Genomic DNA, 16300 nt, shown 5'->3' with positions numbered 1-16300 from the left:
GCTCAGCGACCGGTGGGGCCGGGGCGGTCGGGCGGGTCGGACGGGCGGGACGGGTCGGCCGTGACCGGGCCGGCGGCGCGCTGCGCGCGGCGCCGCAGCAGGCCGGCCACGACGACCCCGAGCAGCACGAGCCCGGCCACGGCGAGCCAGCCGGCGGTGTAGTCGCGGTCGAGCAGCGTGGGGTTGTCGGCGCGCTCGCCGAAGCGGCCCAGCACGGGCACGGCGAGCAGGGTCAGGCTGCCCAGCAGGACGAGACCCACCGTGGTGGGGGCGCGGAAGGGGCGTGGCACGACGCGCACGCCCACGGCGACGAGCACGAGGACGAGCGGGGCCAGCACGGCGTCGTGGAGGACCACGCCGGAGACGGCCCACAGCAGCGCGTCGAGCACCTGGGCGGGCTCGGCGCGCGACCACAGCAGCCACGCGCCGTACAGACCCAGGGCCACGCCGACGGCGCCGAGCGCCAGGCGCAGGCCGAGCGGGGTCGGTGCTCCCCCGGTCGGGGCGCTCACGCGAGCACCTCCAGCGACGTGACCCACTTGGTCTGGAGCACCCCGGGGCGGTTGGGGGCGATGATCCGGCAGGGGAAGCCGTGGTCGAGGCTCAGCGTCTCGCCGTTGACCTGCAGGGCCAGCAGCGTGCGGTCGTCCTCGGCGAAGGAGGCCTGGAGCGCGGTGGTGCCGAAGGCGCCGGCCCGCTGCAGCGAGGTCACCCGCAGGTCGCTGTCGGCGGGGGCCTCGACCAGGGCGAGCAGGTCGGCGACCCGCACCCCGGTCCAGGTGGCGTCGGCCGACCAGCCCTCGACGCAGGCGATCGGGAGGTCGACGGTGTGCTGGGTCATCGCCAGCAGGTCCTCGCGGGCGAGCTCGACGGTGCGCGAGCCGTGGGCCACCGTGAGGCGGAAGGAGTCGCCGACGTCGTCGGTGGTGACCTGCGCGGCCGCGGCGGAGCGGTTGACCGGCAGCCCCTGCGGGCCGTCACCGGTGCGCACGGCGAGCACGGAGACCGTGCGCAGCAGCGGCACCGTGCTGCCCGCGGTGGCGAGCACGGCCAGGCCGGCCGCCGCCCAGGTCGTGCGCAGCAGGCCGCGCCGGGAGAGCCCGCCGCCGCGCTCGGTCGGCCGGTCGGTCGGTCGGTCGGTCCCCGGCCCGTCGGTGCGGGGCCGGTCGGTGCGGGACCGGTCGAGGGTGGTGTCGTCGACGTCGGCGCCCAGCGCGGCACGGATGACCGGCAGCTTGACCGCGACGTGCACGACCAGCGAGCCGATCGCGACCCACGCCACGGCGTAGTGGGTGGAGCGGAAGGAGAAGGCCCAGGGGTACCACTGGGCGGAGTTCATGAGGCCGGTGACGAGCAGGAAGACCGCCGAGCCGACGAGCGCGAGGATCGAGGCCCGCTCGAGGGCGGTGACGGCCAGCGCGCGCACCCCGCGGCCCGGCCGGGCGAAGAGCCGCGGGAAGACGGTCCACAGCTTCACCAGCAGCAGCGGCACGGCGGCGGTGCCGGTGACGACGTGGAGGCCCTGGGTGACGCGGTAGCCCCAGGAGGGCGAGGCCGGGAACGGCACCGGGTGGTCGACGTTCTGCGCGTAGTGGCTGACCAGCCCGGTGAGGAAGCAGACGGTGAAGCAGACGCCCAGCCACAGGCCGACGCGGGCGGCGACGGTGGGACTGCGCAGCTCGGAGCGGAAGCTGTCCTCGCTCGGCAGGCGCTCGGCCAGCCGGCTCATCACCGCCACGTCGTCACGTCCCCGTCCGGGTGCGGGCGGGGGGTCCTGCGCTGGGGCTCGTCATCAGGTCGTCGGCTCCTCGGGGTGGTGGTGGTCCCGAGAGACGTCGTGCAGGTGGCGGTCGGCGACCGCGGGTGTGACAAGGCCCGCGGCGACGGGGGCGAGCTGCTCCTCGAGCACGGCGCACCAGCGTCCGGCGAAGGGCTCGCACGCGCTGACGCCCCAGCCCGCGGCCTCGGCCACGTGGGCGATGTCGTCGACGCCGAGCACCGACCAGCGGAAGGGCCGGCTGCGCACGTCGTCGCCCTCGATGCTGGCCCACGTGGTCGTCATCGGGACCCCCGGCGGCGCCAGCTCGACCACGACCCGGCCGCGCGGGTCGAGCACCTCGCGCACGCGCCGCAGCAGCCGCACGGGGTCTCCCCCGATGCCGACGTTGCCGTCGGCGAGCAGCGCCGACTCCCAGCGCCCCTCGCCGGGGATCGACTCGAAGACGTCGCGCAGGATCGCCGAGGCGCCGCGCTGGCGGGTCTGCTCGACGGCCTCGTGGACCACGTCGATGCCGAGCACGACGTGGCCGCGCGCGGCCAGGCCCGCGGAGAGCCGGCCCGGTCCGCAGCCGATGTCGATGGTGGGGCCCACGCACCACGCGAGCAGCGCGTGGTCGGCCTCGTCGGCCTCGCGGGTCCAGTCCGCCACCGGGAGCGGCGAGGGCTCGGGGCCCAGGCCCACCACGCGGCACGGCATGCCCCGCAGGGCGTGGGTGAAGACGGCGGAGAAGGACTCGTCGCGCACGCTCACGAGGCCACCTCCGGGCTCCAGGCCGCGGCGAAGCGGCCACCGGGCACGAGGGCGACGACCGCGTCGGCGTCGGCCACAGTGTCGATGTCGCGCAGCACCGCGGTCGCGGCGATGCTCAGGCCGGCCGCCACGAGCGCCGCGCGGGTGTCGTCGTGGGTGGTGGGCGTCGACATCGCCACGCCGCGCAGGGCCGCGGCGGCGAGGGGGTCGCGCAGGGCGAGCACCCACCAGCCACCGTCCTCGGCCGGGCCGAGCACGCCGTCGTGGTCGGCCAGGGGCGCAGCCGCCGCGAGCAGCAGGTCCGGGGTCACCTGCGGGGTGTCCATGCCGACCTGCACGACCGGGCCGGGGCCCGTGGCGGCCACGTCGGCGTGGGCGCGCACGAGCCGCTCGTCGAAGCCGTCGCCGACCTGCGGGGTGACCTGCCAGCCGTGCAGGTGGCGGCGGATGCGCTCACCGTGCACGGCGTCGAGCAGCTCGCCGTCGAGGGAGAGGTGGCAGCGGTCGGGGCCCACCGCGTCGGTGCAGGCCACCAGGGTGTCGAGGAGGGAGGCGGCGGCGATCTCCGCGGCCAGGTCCATGCCGATGTCGGCGCCGAGGCGGGTCTTGACCCGCCCCGCGACCGGTGCCTTGGCCACGACCAGCATCCGCGGCGCCGCGGCCGGGCCGGCGCCCGCGGCGTACGGAGTGGGGGTGGGGCGGGGGGTGGGGGTGCTCATGCGAGGGCCTTCCAGAAGTCGCGCGCCGTGCGGACGGTGCCCTTGACCGACCCCGACACCTTCGAGCGGGTGCCGGCGGCGCGGGGGTGGTAGCCCACGTCGCGCTCGGAGACCCGCCACCCGGCGACGGTGACCTTCTGCAGCAGCTCGACGGGGTAGCCGAAGCGGCGGTCCTCGACACCGAGGTCGAGCAGGTCCTGGCGCCGCGAGACCCGCATCGGGGCGATGTCGTGGGCCTGCATCGCGATCCGACGGCGCAGCCAGGCCACGATCAGCGCGTTGCCGGCGCGGGCGTGCCACGGCCACACACCGCGCTGCACGGGGCGGCGACGGCCCACGGCGAAGTCGGCGCGGCCCGAGGCGACGTCGTCGAGCAGCGGCAGCAGCTCGGCGGGGTCGAAGGAGCCGTCGCCGTCCATGAAGGCGACGTAGTCGTGGGTGGCGGCGAGGAGCCCGGCGTGCACGGCCGAGCCGTAGCCGGGCACGCTCTCGCGCACGACCCGGGCGCCGAGCCGCTCGGCGACCGCGGCCGTGCCGTCGACCGATCCGTTGTCGACGACGATCACCGAGAAGCGGGCGGGCACCCGCGGGATCAGGTCGCCCAGGGCAGGCGCCTCGTCCTTGCAGGGGAGGACGAGGTCGCAGACGGGCACGTCGTCAACGGTAGGTGGCATCGTGGCGGTGAACCCTTACGAAGAGGTGACGCCGGTCGGTCCGGCCGCCCCATCGAACCGCACCGGGTGCTCGGGGGTGTTCACCCGGGAGGCCAGACGTTCGCGCGTCGTTCCCCCGGCGTTCCCGCAGCGTGCGCCGCGTGTCGTGCGCGATCGCGCGCGTGGCTGCGGCACCGCGCGGGCCCGGGTCGTCGCTGTCGGGCGCCACCGGTGGGCTGGCTAGGGTCTGGGCATGGCGACCAGCCCCCCTCTGACCGACCCGCCCCCGGCCCCGGCGGGAGCGGCGCCGGTCGAGAACCGCTCCGGCGCCCGCGCCGCCGCCTGGGGCCTCGGCGTCGCCGTCGTGCTGGTGGCGCTCGCGATCGTCGTGCCCCGCGTCCTCGACTGGGAGACCTGGACGCGCGCGCCGCGCTCCTACACCGACCTCGCGGTGCCGCCGCTGCACGGGTTCTGGGACCCCAAGCTGTTCGGCCCCGGCACGGTGCCGGCGCTGCTGGTCGCGCTCGTGGGGTGGCGCTGGTTCGCCGGGTGGGCGGAGACCCTCCCGTGGCGGCGTCTGCTGCTCGTGTCGTACGTCGTGGCGCTGGCCTGGATGGTCTCGCTGGCCCTGGTCGACGGCAGCTCGGGCCTCTCGCGGGTGCTGGGCAGCGACGTGGAGTACCTCCCCACCGCCCGGGAGGTCGACGGGATCGGCACCCTGCTCCAGGAGTACGTCGGACGCATCTCCTACTCCTCCCCCGACAACTGGCCCACCCACGTCGCCGGCCACCCGCCGCTGGCGCTGCTGTTCTTCGTCGGGCTGGTGCGGGTCGGTCTGGGCGGCGACCTGGCGGCCGGGATCGTGGTGACCGTGCTCGCCGCGACCACGGCGCTGGCGGTGATGACCACGCTGCGCGCGCTGGGTCACGAGGCCCTCGCCCGGCGGGCCGCCCCCTTCCTCGTGCTCGCCCCGGCGGCGGTCTTCATGGCCGTCTCCGCCGACGCCCTCTTCGGCGCGCTGGGCGCCTGGGGCCTGGCCTGCCTGGCGCTCGGGGCCCGCCACGCCTCGCGCCGCGGCCTGCTGGCGTGGTCGACGCTGGCGGGCCTGCTGCTCGGCGCCATGGTGATGACGTCCTACGGCCTGCCGCTGCTCGGCCTCACCGCGCTGGCGGTGCTGGCCCTGGCCCGCTCCTGGCTGCCGCTGCCGGTCGCCGCGGGCGCCGCGCTCGTGGTGGTGCTCGGCTTCGCCGCGGGCGGCTTCGCGTGGTGGGAGGCCTACCCCGTGCTCCACGACCGCTACTGGGAGGGCATCGCCGCCGACCGGCCGGCGTCGTACTGGCTGTGGGGCAACCTCGCGGCCCTCGTGCTCAGCGCTGGTCCCCTGCTCGGCTCGGCGCTGGCCGTGGCCGGCCTCAGGGCGCGCCGGCTGGGGCGCGCCGTGCTCGCCTCGCCGCTGCTGCTCGTGCTCAGCGCCGCCCTGGCCGTGGCCGTCGCCGACGCCTCACGGATGAGCAAGGCCGAGGTCGAGCGGATCTGGGTGCCGTTCGTGCCGTGGATGATGATCGGTGCGGCCTTCCTCCCCGAGCGGTGGCGGCGCTGGGGGCTGGGCCTGCAGCTGGTCGCGGCGCTGCTGCTGCAGCACCTCATGTACACCAGCTGGTAGCCGTCGCCCAGCCCAGCCCGGTCGGGGCAGCCGGCACCCCGGCCGCCCCGATCCGTGCCTCAGGCGCGCAGCGGCGCGGTGGCGAAGGCGGGCAGGCCCTCCTCGGGGGCGATGGCCGCGGCGAAGCCGAGCTCGGCGCGGGCGCGCTCGGGCGAGGCGACGATGTGGCGCACGTCGCCGAGCCGGAACCCGCCGGTGACCTCGGGGGCGATCTCCGCGCCGCCGTCGGCGCCCGTGCCGGTGGCGACGAGCTCGGCGACCTGCTTGATGGCCACCGGTCGCCCGGAGGCGACGTTGTAGGCGGCGTAGTGACCCGTCGGGGCGGCCACGACGGCGCGCAGCGCGGCGACGTTGGCCTGCGCGACGTCGCTGACGTGCACGAAGTCGCGCATCTGCGCGCCGTCCTCGTAGACCTTGGGCGCCTCGCCACGCTCGAGGGAGGACCGGAACATCGCCGCCACCCCCGAGTACGGCGTGTCGCGCGGCATGCCCGGGCCGTAGACGTTGTGGTAGCGCAGCGCCACCGCGGCGGCGTCGGCCTGGCGCACCCACGCCGAGGTGTAGTGCTCCTGGGCCAGCTTGCTGGCGGCGTAGCTGGAGCGCGGGTCGAGGCGGGCGTCCTCGTCGACCAGGGCCCAGCCGAGCGGTCCGCCGCACACGGGGCAGTGGTTGTCGAAGTCGCCGGACTCCAGCGCCGCGACGGTGCGCGGCCCCGGGGCCTGGTCGCCGTGCTCGGGGCAGGTGTAGCGCCCCTCGCCGTAGACGACCATGCTCGAGGCGAGCACCATCCGGTCGACGCGCGCCTCGTGCATGGCCGCGAGCAGCACCGCCGTGCCGTAGTCGTTGTGCGAGGCGTAGGCCGGCAGGTCGGCCACCTTCACCCCGGCCCCCACGACGGCCGCCTGGTGGCAGACCGCGTCGACGCCGTCGAGCAGCGCGCTCACCGCGTCGGCGTCGCGCACGTCGACGTGGTGGGTGCCCGCGGGCGGGCGGGCCTCGCCGTGGGCCATGTCGAGCATCCAGTCGACGCGCACGACCTCGTCGCCGTCGGCCTCCAAGGCCTCGGCCACCGCGGCGCCGATGAAGCCGGCCGAGCCGGTCAGCAGGACCTTCACGCGCCCGCCTCCTCGCCCTGCTCGCCCGCGCCGGCGGGGGTCGGGATGCCGTAGGACAGCTCCATGCCCTCGGCCCAGGTGGAGCAGGTGCACCCGTCGGGGTCGGGGAGGCTCTCGATGGTGCGGGTGAGCACGCCCTTGAGCCGCTCGAGGTTGGCCTGGAAGAGCGCGAAGACCTCCTCCTGGCCGACGCCCTGGCCGGCCTCGACGCCGGCGTCCATGTCGGTGACCAGCGCGATGGCGGTGTAGCACTGCTGCATCTCACGGGCCAGCGGCGCCTCGGGGTGGCCGGTCATGTTGATGAGCGACCAGCCCTGGGCGGCGTAGTGCTGCGACTCGGCGCGGGTGGAGAAGCGGGGGCCCTCGATGACCACCATCGTGCCGCCGGCCTTGATCTCCGTGTCGGCACCGGCCACGGCCGCACCGAGGCGCTCGCAGTAGGGGTCGGCGTAGGGCAGGTGGACCGCGCCGCTCTCGACGTAGGACGGGATGCGGCGGTAGGTGCGGTCGACCAGCTGGTCGGGCACGACGATGTCGCCGGGCGCGACCTCCTCGCGCAGCCCACCGACGGCGCAGGGCGCGAGCACCTGGCGCACGCCCAGCGAGCGCAGCGCCCAGAGGTTGGCGCGGTAGGGGATGGCGTGGGGCGGGTAGTCGTGGTGGTCGCCGTGGCGCGGCAGGAAGGCCACCCGGCGCCCGGCCACGGTGCCGACCGAGATGGTCGCCGAGGGCAGGCCGTAGGGGGTCTCGACGCTGACCTGCTCGGGGTCGTCGAGGAAGGAGTAGAAGCCGGTGCCGCCGATCACGGCGACGTCTGCGGTCGCGTTCATGGCCGCAACTGTGCCAGCCCTCACCCCGGCCCTCACCGGGGGTGCTGGTCGACGTGCTCGGGGTCGCTGCTCGGGGTCGCTGCTCGGGGTCGCTGCACGAGGTCGGTGCTCGGGGTCGCTGCCCGGGGTCGCTGCTCTGTGTCGGTGCCCGGGTCAGCGCTCGGAGGCCGGCAGGGCCAGCGCGCTCCACACCGCGGCCCAGACCTGCTTGGGCGGCACCCCGGCGTCGAGGGCCTCCTGGGCCGTGCGGTCGCCCAGCTCGCTCATGACGAAGAAGCTCGCCCACGACCGCGACGACGCCGTGCCCAGGGCGTGGTCGAGGCGCTCCCAGAACTCGGTGTGCCGCATGGCGCCCATGATGCCTCGCGCCGCCGACGGCGCCCGACCGAGGGTGGCCCGAGGACGACCACCCGCGGTCAGGTGAGGAGCAGCCGGTCGAGGCGGCGGCGCACGACGAGGAGTCCGGCGACCCCCATGACCACGAGGTAGACCACCGAGACCGCCGAGGCCCAGGAGACCGTGCCCGTGGTCAGCTCGCGGCACAGGACGACGCCGCGGTAGAGCGGGGTGCACTCCACGACCCAGCGCAGCCAGGTGGGGAAGGCCGTGACCGGGAAGAAGGTCGCGGAGAACAGGAACATCGGCAGCGTCGCCAGGGTGACCAGCTCGAAGTCCTGCCAGGAGCGCATGAAGGTGGTCAGCGCCATGCACACCCCGCCGAAGGCCAGCCCGATGAGCAGCGCGGCGGGCACGACGAGCACCGCCCACCACGACGACACCAGGCCCATCAGCAGCATGACGACCAGGAAGCCCGCGGAGTAGATGCCGCCGCGCAGCAGCGACCAGCTCAGCTCGCCGCGGGCGATGTCCATGGTGGTCAGCGGCGTGGCGAGCATCTGGTCGAAGAGCTTGTTGTACTTGAGCTTGAAGAAGAAGTTGAAGGTGGCGTCGAGGATCGTGCCGTTCATGGCCGAGGCCGCGAGCATGCCGGGGGCGACGAAGGCGGCGTACTCGATCGTCCGGCCGTCGACCTCGAAGCCCGTGACGAGCTGGCCGACGCCCACGCCGATCGAGAACAGGTAGAAGACCGGCTCCAGGAAGCCGGTGAGGAAGATGTACCAGGCGCGGCGGTAGGCCAGGAAGTTGCGGTAGAGCAGCAGCGCGGTGGCCTCGCGGGCCCCGAGAGGCGAGGCGGCCTGGCGCGCGACGGCGGCGGTGACGGCGCTCATCAGGAGATCAGCCTCCGCTGCAGGCGGCGGGCGGCCCAGCCCCAGCCGAGCGCGGCCAGCACCACCAGGTAGGCGACGTGGACCAGCGCGGCGGACACGTCGACCCGGCCCAGCGTGAGCATCCGCGTCAGGTCGACGCCGTGCCACAGGGGGGTGATGGTGGCCAGCAGCTCGAGCGGCGCGTCGAGGTTGGCCACCGGGAAGAAGGCCCCGGAGAACAGGAAGAGCGGGATCATGCCGAGGCGGAAGATGAGGTTGAAGGCGCTCTCGTCCTTGGCGCCCGCGGCGTAGGCGTAGACCGGGGTGGCGAAGGCCAGGCCCACCAGCAGCTGCACCAGGAACGCCAGCAGCACTCCCCCGACGCTGCTGAAGACCCCGAAGGGCGCCATCACCGCGAGGAACACCGCGGAGGTGAGCGCCACGCGGAAGAGCACGAAGGCCAGGTGCGCCAGCATGATGTCGCCCACGCGCAGCGGCGCCGCGATCATGCCGAAGTAGACCTTGTGCCACTTGACCATGTCCATGACGGGGTAGGTGGTCTCCCCGATCACCGTGGTCATCGCCTGGGCCGCCACCAGGCCGGGCGCCACGAAGGCGAGATAGCTGGTGGCGCCCTCGAGCTCGGCGGGGTCGCCCTCGATGAAGCCGCCGAGCAGCACGCCCATGGCCACGACGTAGAGCAGCGGGGTGACGAAGGAGGAGACGATCGTGCCCTTCCACGTGCGGCGGTAGACCGTCAGCCAGTAGTCGAGCAGCCGCAGCGCGCCGGCCAGGGTGCTGGCGGGCGCGGTGGCCCGGGTCGGGTCGGGGGCCCCGGAGGAGGTGGCGGCCATCAGTCGACCAGGGTCCGGCCGGTGAGGCGGAGGAAGACGTCCTCCAGCGTGGAGCGGCGCACCAGCGTGGCGACCGGCACCAGCCCGCGCTCGTGCACCTTGGCCACGGTCTCCTCGCCGTCGTGGGAGTAGAGCAGGAGCCGGTCGGGCAGCACCTCGACCCGGTCGGCGAGGTCCTCGACCTGGCGGGCGACGACCTCGTGGGTGTCGCCCTCCTGGGCCACGCCGAAGCGGAGCTCGGCCACCTCGCGGGTCGAGTGCTCGGCGATCAGGTCGAGCGGGGAGCCCTCGGCGACGATGAGCCCCTTGTCCATCACCACGAGCCGGTCGGTCAGCTGCTCGGCCTCGTCCATGTAGTGGGTCGTGAGGACCAGGGTGACGCCCTGCTGCTTGAGGCGGAACAGCCGGTCCCACACGACGTGGCGGGCCTGGGGGTCCAGGCCGGTGGTCGGCTCGTCGAGCAGCAGGACCTCGGGCCGGTTGATCAGCGAGCGGGCGATGGTCAGGCGTCGCTTCATGCCCCCGGAGAGGTCCTCGACCATCGAGCCGGCCTTCTCGGTCAGCTGCACGAACTCCAGCAGCTCGTCGACGCGGGCACGGACCTCCTTGCGCGGCAGGCCGAAGTAGCGGCCGTAGACGAAGAGGTTCTCCCGCACCGTCAGCTCGGTGTCGAGGGTGTCCTCCTGCGGGCAGACACCGATGCGGGCGCGGATCTCAGGACCGTCGACGGCCGGGTCGAGACCGAGGATGCGCAGCTCACCGCCGCTGATGGGCGACACGGCGGCCACCATGCGCATGGTCGAGGACTTGCCGGCGCCGTTGGGCCCCAGGAAGCCGAAGGCCTCACCCCGGCGCACGTCGACGTCGATGCCGCGCACGGCCTCGACGTCGCCGAACCCCTTGCGCAGGCCCTGGGCCCAGATCATCGAGTCGGTCGCCGTCACCCGAGCACCCTAGGCCCGACCGCCGACAGCACGCCTCCGCTTTCCCGCCCCACCCGACGCCGCGCCGGAGGGGCCGTGCCGGACATCTCCGCGGCGCGCAGCGAGTGGCCCGAGCGGGCCCAGCCGTCGGGGGGAGCCCGGCTGTCGGCGGCGTCGGCGACACTGGCCCGGTGACCCCTCCCACCCCCGCTGCCGCGCCGCCGCCCGCCGACGCGCTGGCGCGCTTCAGCGAGCCGACGCGCACGTGGTTCGCCGCGGCGTTCGCGGAGCCCACCCCGGCGCAGGCCGGCGCGTGGGAGGCGATCGGCGCGGGCCGGCACGCCCTGGTGGTGGCGCCCACCGGGTCGGGCAAGACCCTGTCGGCCTTCCTGTGGTCGCTCGACCGGCTGCTGTCGACCCCTCCGCCGGAGGACAGGCAGCGCCGCTGCCGGGTGCTCTACGTCTCCCCGCTGAAGGCGCTGGCCGTGGACGTCGAGCGCAACCTGCGCTCCCCGCTCACGGGCATCCGGCACACCGCCGACCGGCTCGGGGCCGAGGTGGCCGACGTGCGGGTCGGCGTGCGCTCCGGCGACACGAGCGCGGCCGACCGCCGCAAGCTCACCACCGCTCCGCCCGACATCATGATCACGACGCCCGAGTCGCTCTTCCTGATGCTCACCTCCCAGGCCCGCGAGTCGCTGCGCGGCGTGGAGACGGTCATCGTCGACGAGGTCCACGCCGTGGCCGGCGGCAAGCGCGGCGCCCACCTCGCCCTCACCCTCGAGCGCCTCGACGCCCTGCTGGAGCGGCCGGCCCAGCGGGTCGGGCTGTCGGCCACCGTGCGGCCGCTGGAGGAGGTCGCGCGCTACCTCGGCGGCTCCGCCCCCGTCGAGATCGTGGCGCCGCCCTCGCGCAAGCAGTGGGAGCTGAGCGTCGTCGTGCCCGTGGAGGACATGACCGCCCCGGGTGGCTACGACGAGGAGGACGCCGACGGCGAGGGCTCGGCCACCCGGGCGGCCTCGATCTGGCCCCATGTCGAGGAGCGCGTCGTCGACCTCATCGAGTCGCACCGCTCGACCATCGTCTTCGCCAACTCCCGGCGGCTCTCCGAGCGCCTCACCTCGCGGCTCAACGAGATCGCCAACGAGCGCGCCGGCGTCGAGCCCGAGGCCGGGGACCTCGTGCCCGTGCCCGCCGGCGCCCACGACCACGACGGCGACCCCCTGGGTGACGGCGCCGGTCACGAGGACGACCAGCCCGACGACCAGCCCGACGACCAGCCCGACGACCTGCCCGACAGCGGACGGGCCGTCCCGTCGCGCCCGCCGGCCCAGGTCATGGCCCAGTCCGGGTCCTCCGGCGGCAGCCCGGAGGGCGCGGTCGTCATCGCCAAGGCCCACCACGGGTCGGTCTCGAAGGAGCAGCGCGCGCTGATCGAGGACGACCTGAAGCGCGGCCGCCTGCCCGCCGTGGTCGCCACCAGCAGCCTCGAGCTCGGCATCGACATGGGGGCGGTCGACCTGGTCGTGCAGATCGAGTCGCCTCCCTCGGTCGCCAGCGCCCTGCAGCGCGTGGGCCGTGCGGGCCACCAGGTCGGCGAGGTGTCACGGGGGGTGCTCTTCCCCAAGCACCGTGGCGACCTCGCCCAGACCGCTGTGGCCGTGCAGCGCATGCGCGCCGGCGCCATCGAGTCGCTGCGGGTGCCGACCAACCCCCTCGACGTGCTGGCCCAGCAGGTCGTGGCCATCACCGCGCTCGAGGCCTGGGACGCCGACGAGCTCTTCGCCCTGGTGCGCCGCTCGGCGCCGTTCACCGCCCTGCCCCGCTCGGCCTACGACGCCACCCTCGACCTGCTCAGCGGCCGCTACCCCTCCGACGAGTTCGCCGAGCTGCGCCCGCGCATCGTCTGGGACCGCGTCACCGGAGAGCTCACCGGTCGGCCCGGCGCGCAACGCCTCGCGGTGACCAGCGGCGGCACCATCCCCGACCGCGGCCTCTTCGGGGTCTTCCTGGTGGGCGGCGAGGGCCCGGGGCGGCGCGTCGGCGAGCTCGACGAGGAGATGGTCTACGAGTCGCGCGTCGGCGACGTCTTCGCCCTCGGCGCGACCAGCTGGCGCATCGAGGACATCACCCACGACCGGGTCCTCGTCACCCCGGCTCCCGGCATCCCGGGCCGGCTGCCCTTCTGGAAGGGCGACAGCCTGGGCCGCCCCGCCGAGCTGGGCCAGGCCATCGGTGCCTTCACCCGGGAGCTGGCCGCCCTGCCCCGCCCCGCGGCCGAGGCCAAGGTGCGCGAGGAGGGGCTCGACGAGTGGGCCGCGGGCAACCTCGTCTCCTACCTCCACGAGCAGCTGGAGGCCACCAACACCCTGCCCAGCGACCGCACCCTGCTCGTCGAGCGCTTCCGCGACGAGCTCGGTGACTGGCGCCTGGTGCTCCACTCGCCCTACGGCACCCCCGTGCACGCCCCGTGGGCCCTCGCGCTCAACGCACGCCTGCGCGAGCGCTACGGCGTCGACGGCCAGGCCGTGGCCTCCGACGACGGCATCGTCATCCGCATCCCCGACACCGACGCCGAGCCGCCCGGCGCGGAGCTGGTGGTCTTCGAGCCCGACGAGGTCGACGACCTGGTCACCCAGGAGGTCGGCGGCTCGGCGCTCTTCGCCTCCCGCTTCCGCGAGTGCGCCGCCCGGGCCCTGCTGCTGCCCCGGCGCGACCCCGGTCGCCGCTCTCCGCTGTGGCAGCAGCGCCAGCGCTCGGCGGCGCTGCTGGAGGTCGCCTCCAAGTACCCGTCGTTCCCGATCGTGCTCGAGGCCGTGCGCGAGTGCCTCCAGGACGTCTACGACCTCCCGTCCCTGATCGGCCTGATGCGACGGGTGGAGCAGCGCGAGGTGCAGGTGGTCGACGTCGCCACCCCGTCACCCTCGCCCTTCGCCCGCAGCCTCCTCTTCGGCTACGTCGCGCAGTTCGTCTACGAGGGCGACTCCCCCATCGCCGAGCGCCGCGCCGCAGCCCTCTCGCTCGACCAGGGCCTGCTCGCCGAGCTGCTGGGCCGCGCCGAGCTGCGCGAGCTGCTCGACCCCGAGGTGCTCGAGGAGGTCGCCGCCGAGCTCCAGCGGCTGACCGAGGAGCGACGGGCCCGCGACGCCGAGGGCGTGGCCGACCTGCTGCGCCTCCTCGGGCCGCTGAGCACCGACGAGATCACCGCGCGCAGCGTGCCCGACGCCGACGTCACCGGGTGGCTTGCCGCGCTCGCGCAGAGCCGTCGCGTGGTCGAGCTGCGGATGGCCGGCGACGAGCGCTGGTCGGCGATCGAGGACGTCGGCCGCCTGCGCGACGGTCTGGGCACCCCCGTGCCCCCGGGCACGCCCGAGGCCTTCACCGACCCCGTCGACGACCCGCTGGGCGACCTGGTCGCACGCTTCGCGCGCACCCACGGACCCTTCACCACCGACGACGTCGCCGCGCGCCTGGGCCTCGGCACGGCGGTCGTGCGCCACACCCTGCAGCGCCTCGCCGCCTCGGGCCGGGTGCTGGAGGGCGAGTTCCGACCGCACGGCTCGGGCAGCGAGTGGTGCGAGGCCGAGGTGCTGCGCCGCCTGCGCCGCCGCTCGCTGGCCCGGCTGCGCAAGGAGGTCGAGCCCGTCGACCCCGAGGCGCTGGGCCGCTTCCTGCCGGCCTGGCAGCACGTGTGGGCCGCCTCCACCAGCGGTCGCGGCGGCCTGCGCGGCGTCGACGGGGTGCTGGCCGCCGTCGACCAGCTCGCCGGCTGTGCCGTGCCCGCCTCGGCGCTGGAGCCGCTGGTGCTCTCGGCGCGGGTGCGCGACTACGAGCCCTCCTACCTCGACGAGCTCACCGCCTCCGGGGAGGTCGTCTGGTCGGGTCATGGCGCGCTGCCGGGCTCCGACGGCTGGGTGTCGCTCCACCTCGCCGACCAGGCCCCGCTGACGCTGCCCGCCCACGAGCCCTTCGACCACAGCGAGCTGCACCAGGCCCTCCTCGACTCCCTCGAGGGCGGCGGCGCGTGGTTCTTCCGCCAGCTCGTGCAGCAGGTGCAGGCCACCGGCCAGAGCGCCACCGACCAGGCCGTCTCGGCGGCGCTGTGGGACCTGGTGTGGTCGGGGCGGGTCAGCAACGACACCCTCACCCCGCTGCGCGCGCTGACCCGCGGTGGCTCCTCGGCCCACCGCAGCAAGCGCCCGCCGCCGCGGCTGCGGATGTCGTCGACCACCGGCGGGCGCGGCGGCGCCCGACCCGCGCCACGCACCGGCCCTCCCGAGACCGCCGGCCGCTGGGCGCTGCTGCCCGACGTCGACGCCGACCCGACCCGCCGCGCCCACGCCAGCGCCGAGCACCTGCTGGAGCGTCACGGCGTGGTGATCCGCGGTGCCGTGATGAGCGAGCGCGTCGCCGGCGGCTTCGCCGCGGTCTACAAGGTGCTCTCGGCCTTCGAGGACTCCGGTCGCTGCCGGCGGGGCTACTTCGTCAGCGGCCTGGGCGCAGCGCAGTTCGGCACCGCGGGCTCCATCGACCGGCTGCGGACCTTCTCCGAGGCCGCCGAGGGATCCGGCGACGCCAAGCCCCTCGCGGTCGCCCTCGCCGCCACCGATCCCGCCAACCCCTACGGCGCGGCCCTGCCCTGGCCCGCGCGACCCTCGACCAGCGAGGCCGCCGAGGGCGAGAAGGGCCACCGCCCCGGCCGCAAGGCCGGCGGCCTGGTGGTGCTCGTCGACGGGGAGCTCACCCTCTACGTCGAGCGCGGCGGCCGCACCCTGCTCACCTGGACCGACGACGTCGACCGGCTCACCCTCGGCGCCCAGTCGCTCGCCGACGCCGCCCGGGCCGGGGCGCTGGGCCGGATGACGGTGGAGAAGGCCGACGGTGCCCCGCTGCTGGGCGGCGGCACGACCCCGCTGCGCGAGGCGCTGCAGTCGGCCGGCTTCCTGGCCACCCCGCGCGGGCTGCAGCTGAGGAGCCGGGGTGCCTGAGGGCGACACCGTCTTCCGCGCCGCCCGGCTGCTCGACCGCTCGCTCTCGGGCCGGGTGCTCGTGCGCACCGACTTCCGGGTGCCGCAGCACGCCACCACCGACCTGTCCGGGGGCAGCGTGCGGGCGACGGTCTCGCGCGGCAAGCACCTGCTCACGCGCATCGAGCACCCGACCGGCCGCTGGACCCTCCACACCCACCTCAAGATGGAGGGCGCCTGGCGGGTGCTGGACTCCGGGGCGCGCTGGCCCCGCCCGGCCCACCAGGCACGCGTCGTGCTCGACGTGGGTCCGCGTCACGCGGTCGGCTTCTCCCTGGGGATCGTGGAGCTGCTCCCCACCGCTGACGAGGACTCCGTCGTGGGCCACCTCGGACCCGACCTGCTCGGCCCCGACTGGGACGAGGACGAGGCGCTGCGCCGCTTGCACAAGGACGACGCCCGCGAGGTCGGCGACGCGCTGCGCGACCAGACCAGGCTGGCGGGCCTGGGCAATATGTACGTCGCCGAGCTGTGCTTCGTCTCCGGCGTGCACCCCCGCGTGCCGGTCGGCGAGGTGCGCGACCTGCCGCGCATGGTGCGCCGTGGGCGCCAGATGCTCGACCTCAACAAGGAGCGGGCGGTCCAGTCCACCACCGGCGACCTGCGCGAGCGCCGGCGCACGTGGGTCTACCGGCAGGACCACGCGCCGTGCCGGCGCTGCGGCACGAGGGTGGAGGTCGACGTGCAGGGCCCGGCCGGCCGCGAGCGCGCGATCTACTTCTGCCCGTCGTGCCAGCCCGAGCCCGCGGGACCCGGCCGGCCCTGAGCGACGGCCCGA

The 16300-nt window shown here is 75.2% G+C and carries 14 protein-coding genes; 3 read left to right on the top strand and 11 right to left on the bottom strand.

Going from position 1 to position 16300, the window contains the following annotated elements; genetic code table 11:
- Positions 1–2 precede the first annotated feature (2 nt).
- From LPA27_RS07495 to LPA27_RS07475, 5 genes are all read right to left on the bottom strand, one after another.
- Positions 3–512 (bottom strand): hypothetical protein, encoded by a 510-nt coding sequence (locus tag LPA27_RS07495; protein WP_228942051.1) that lies wholly within the window; start codon positions 510–512, stop codon positions 3–5.
- On the bottom strand, positions 509–1729 hold the full coding sequence (locus LPA27_RS07490) for a molybdopterin-dependent oxidoreductase (RefSeq protein WP_228942050.1): 1221 nt from the start codon (positions 1727–1729) through the stop codon (positions 509–511). Before LPA27_RS07490 ends, LPA27_RS07495 begins: the two co-directional genes overlap by 4 nt.
- A gap of 63 nt (positions 1730–1792) precedes the next feature.
- Entirely contained in the window at positions 1793–2530 is a 738-nt protein-coding gene (locus LPA27_RS07485; protein ID WP_228942049.1) for a class I SAM-dependent methyltransferase, read from the bottom strand.
- On the bottom strand, positions 2527–3249 hold the full coding sequence (locus tag LPA27_RS07480; RefSeq protein WP_228942048.1) for a TIGR04282 family arsenosugar biosynthesis glycosyltransferase: 723 nt from the start codon (positions 3247–3249) through the stop codon (positions 2527–2529). Before LPA27_RS07480 ends, LPA27_RS07485 begins: the two co-directional genes overlap by 4 nt.
- Positions 3246–3902, bottom strand: coding sequence for a glycosyltransferase family 2 protein (locus LPA27_RS07475; protein ID WP_228942047.1), 657 nt, complete (start codon positions 3900–3902; stop codon positions 3246–3248). The genes LPA27_RS07480 and LPA27_RS07475 overlap by 4 nt, the downstream gene beginning before the upstream one ends.
- A 253-nt stretch (positions 3903–4155) precedes the next feature.
- Between LPA27_RS07475 and LPA27_RS07470 the strand changes: the two genes are divergently transcribed.
- Complete coding sequence (locus LPA27_RS07470) at positions 4156–5565, top strand: hypothetical protein (RefSeq protein WP_228942046.1); 1410 nt, start codon at positions 4156–4158, stop codon at positions 5563–5565.
- 59 nt (positions 5566–5624) lie between these two features.
- Here LPA27_RS07470 and LPA27_RS07465 read toward each other — a convergent pair whose 3' ends face one another.
- The 6 genes from LPA27_RS07465 to LPA27_RS07440 form a co-directional block, all read right to left on the bottom strand.
- Positions 5625–6680: an NAD-dependent epimerase/dehydratase family protein gene (locus LPA27_RS07465; protein WP_228942045.1), complete on the bottom strand. Its 1056-nt coding sequence runs from the start codon at positions 6678–6680 to the stop codon at positions 5625–5627.
- The gene (locus tag LPA27_RS07460; RefSeq protein ID WP_228942044.1) at positions 6677–7510 is read right to left on the bottom strand and encodes an S-methyl-5'-thioadenosine phosphorylase; all 834 of its coding nucleotides are present in this window, start codon (positions 7508–7510) and stop codon (positions 6677–6679) included. The genes LPA27_RS07465 and LPA27_RS07460 overlap by 4 nt, the downstream gene beginning before the upstream one ends.
- Before the next feature lie 153 nt (positions 7511–7663).
- Entirely contained in the window at positions 7664–7858 is a 195-nt protein-coding gene (locus LPA27_RS07455) for a DUF3046 domain-containing protein (RefSeq protein ID WP_056862982.1), read from the bottom strand.
- A gap of 68 nt (positions 7859–7926) precedes the next feature.
- Positions 7927–8739, bottom strand: a complete 813-nt coding sequence (locus tag LPA27_RS07450) for an ABC transporter permease (protein WP_056862713.1) — start codon at positions 8737–8739, stop codon at positions 7927–7929.
- The gene (locus tag LPA27_RS07445; RefSeq protein WP_228942043.1) at positions 8739–9572 is read right to left on the bottom strand and encodes an ABC transporter permease; all 834 of its coding nucleotides are present in this window, start codon (positions 9570–9572) and stop codon (positions 8739–8741) included. Before LPA27_RS07445 ends, LPA27_RS07450 begins: the two co-directional genes overlap by 1 nt.
- Positions 9572–10498 (bottom strand): ABC transporter ATP-binding protein, encoded by a 927-nt coding sequence (locus tag LPA27_RS07440; RefSeq protein ID WP_228942082.1) that lies wholly within the window; start codon positions 10496–10498, stop codon positions 9572–9574. The genes LPA27_RS07445 and LPA27_RS07440 overlap by 1 nt, the downstream gene beginning before the upstream one ends.
- Positions 10499–10686: 188 nt before the next feature.
- On the opposite strand from LPA27_RS07440, the gene LPA27_RS07435 reads away from it, so the two are divergent.
- Complete coding sequence (locus LPA27_RS07435; protein ID WP_228942042.1) at positions 10687–15483, top strand: DEAD/DEAH box helicase; 4797 nt, start codon at positions 10687–10689, stop codon at positions 15481–15483.
- Positions 15476–16288, top strand: coding sequence for a DNA-formamidopyrimidine glycosylase family protein (locus tag LPA27_RS07430; RefSeq protein ID WP_228942041.1), 813 nt, complete (start codon positions 15476–15478; stop codon positions 16286–16288). Before LPA27_RS07435 ends, LPA27_RS07430 begins: the two co-directional genes overlap by 8 nt.
- The last annotated feature ends 12 nt before the right edge of the window (positions 16289–16300 follow it).

This window comes from Nocardioides sp. Leaf374 (genome assembly GCF_916862475.1).
Taxonomy (GTDB): Bacteria; Actinomycetota; Actinomycetes; order Propionibacteriales; family Nocardioidaceae; genus Nocardioides; species Nocardioides kribbensis.
The sequence above is the reverse complement of the archived record's forward strand: the minus strand, read 5'-3'. Positions and strand labels throughout refer to the sequence as shown.

Bases quoted from the DNA above. Each gene is read 5' to 3' on its own strand.
- LPA27_RS07490 (WP_228942050.1), bottom strand. From the start codon at position 1,729: ATGAGCCGGCTGGCCGAGCGCCTGCCGAGCGAGGACAGCTTCCGCTCC.
- LPA27_RS07480 (WP_228942048.1), bottom strand. From the start codon at position 3,249: ATGAGCACCCCCACCCCCCGCCCCACCCCCACTCCGTACGCCGCGGGC.
- LPA27_RS07470 (WP_228942046.1), top strand. From the start codon at position 4,156: ATGGCGACCAGCCCCCCTCTGACCGACCCGCCCCCGGCCCCGGCGGGA.
- LPA27_RS07460 (WP_228942044.1), bottom strand. From the start codon at position 7,510: ATGAACGCGACCGCAGACGTCGCCGTGATCGGCGGCACCGGCTTCTAC.
- LPA27_RS07455 (WP_056862982.1), bottom strand. From the start codon at position 7,858: ATGCGGCACACCGAGTTCTGGGAGCGCCTCGACCACGCCCTGGGCACG.
- LPA27_RS07450 (WP_056862713.1), bottom strand. From the start codon at position 8,739: ATGAGCGCCGTCACCGCCGCCGTCGCGCGCCAGGCCGCCTCGCCTCTC.
- LPA27_RS07445 (WP_228942043.1), bottom strand. From the start codon at position 9,572: ATGGCCGCCACCTCCTCCGGGGCCCCCGACCCGACCCGGGCCACCGCG.
- LPA27_RS07440 (WP_228942082.1), bottom strand. From the start codon at position 10,498: ATGATCTGGGCCCAGGGCCTGCGCAAGGGGTTCGGCGACGTCGAGGCC.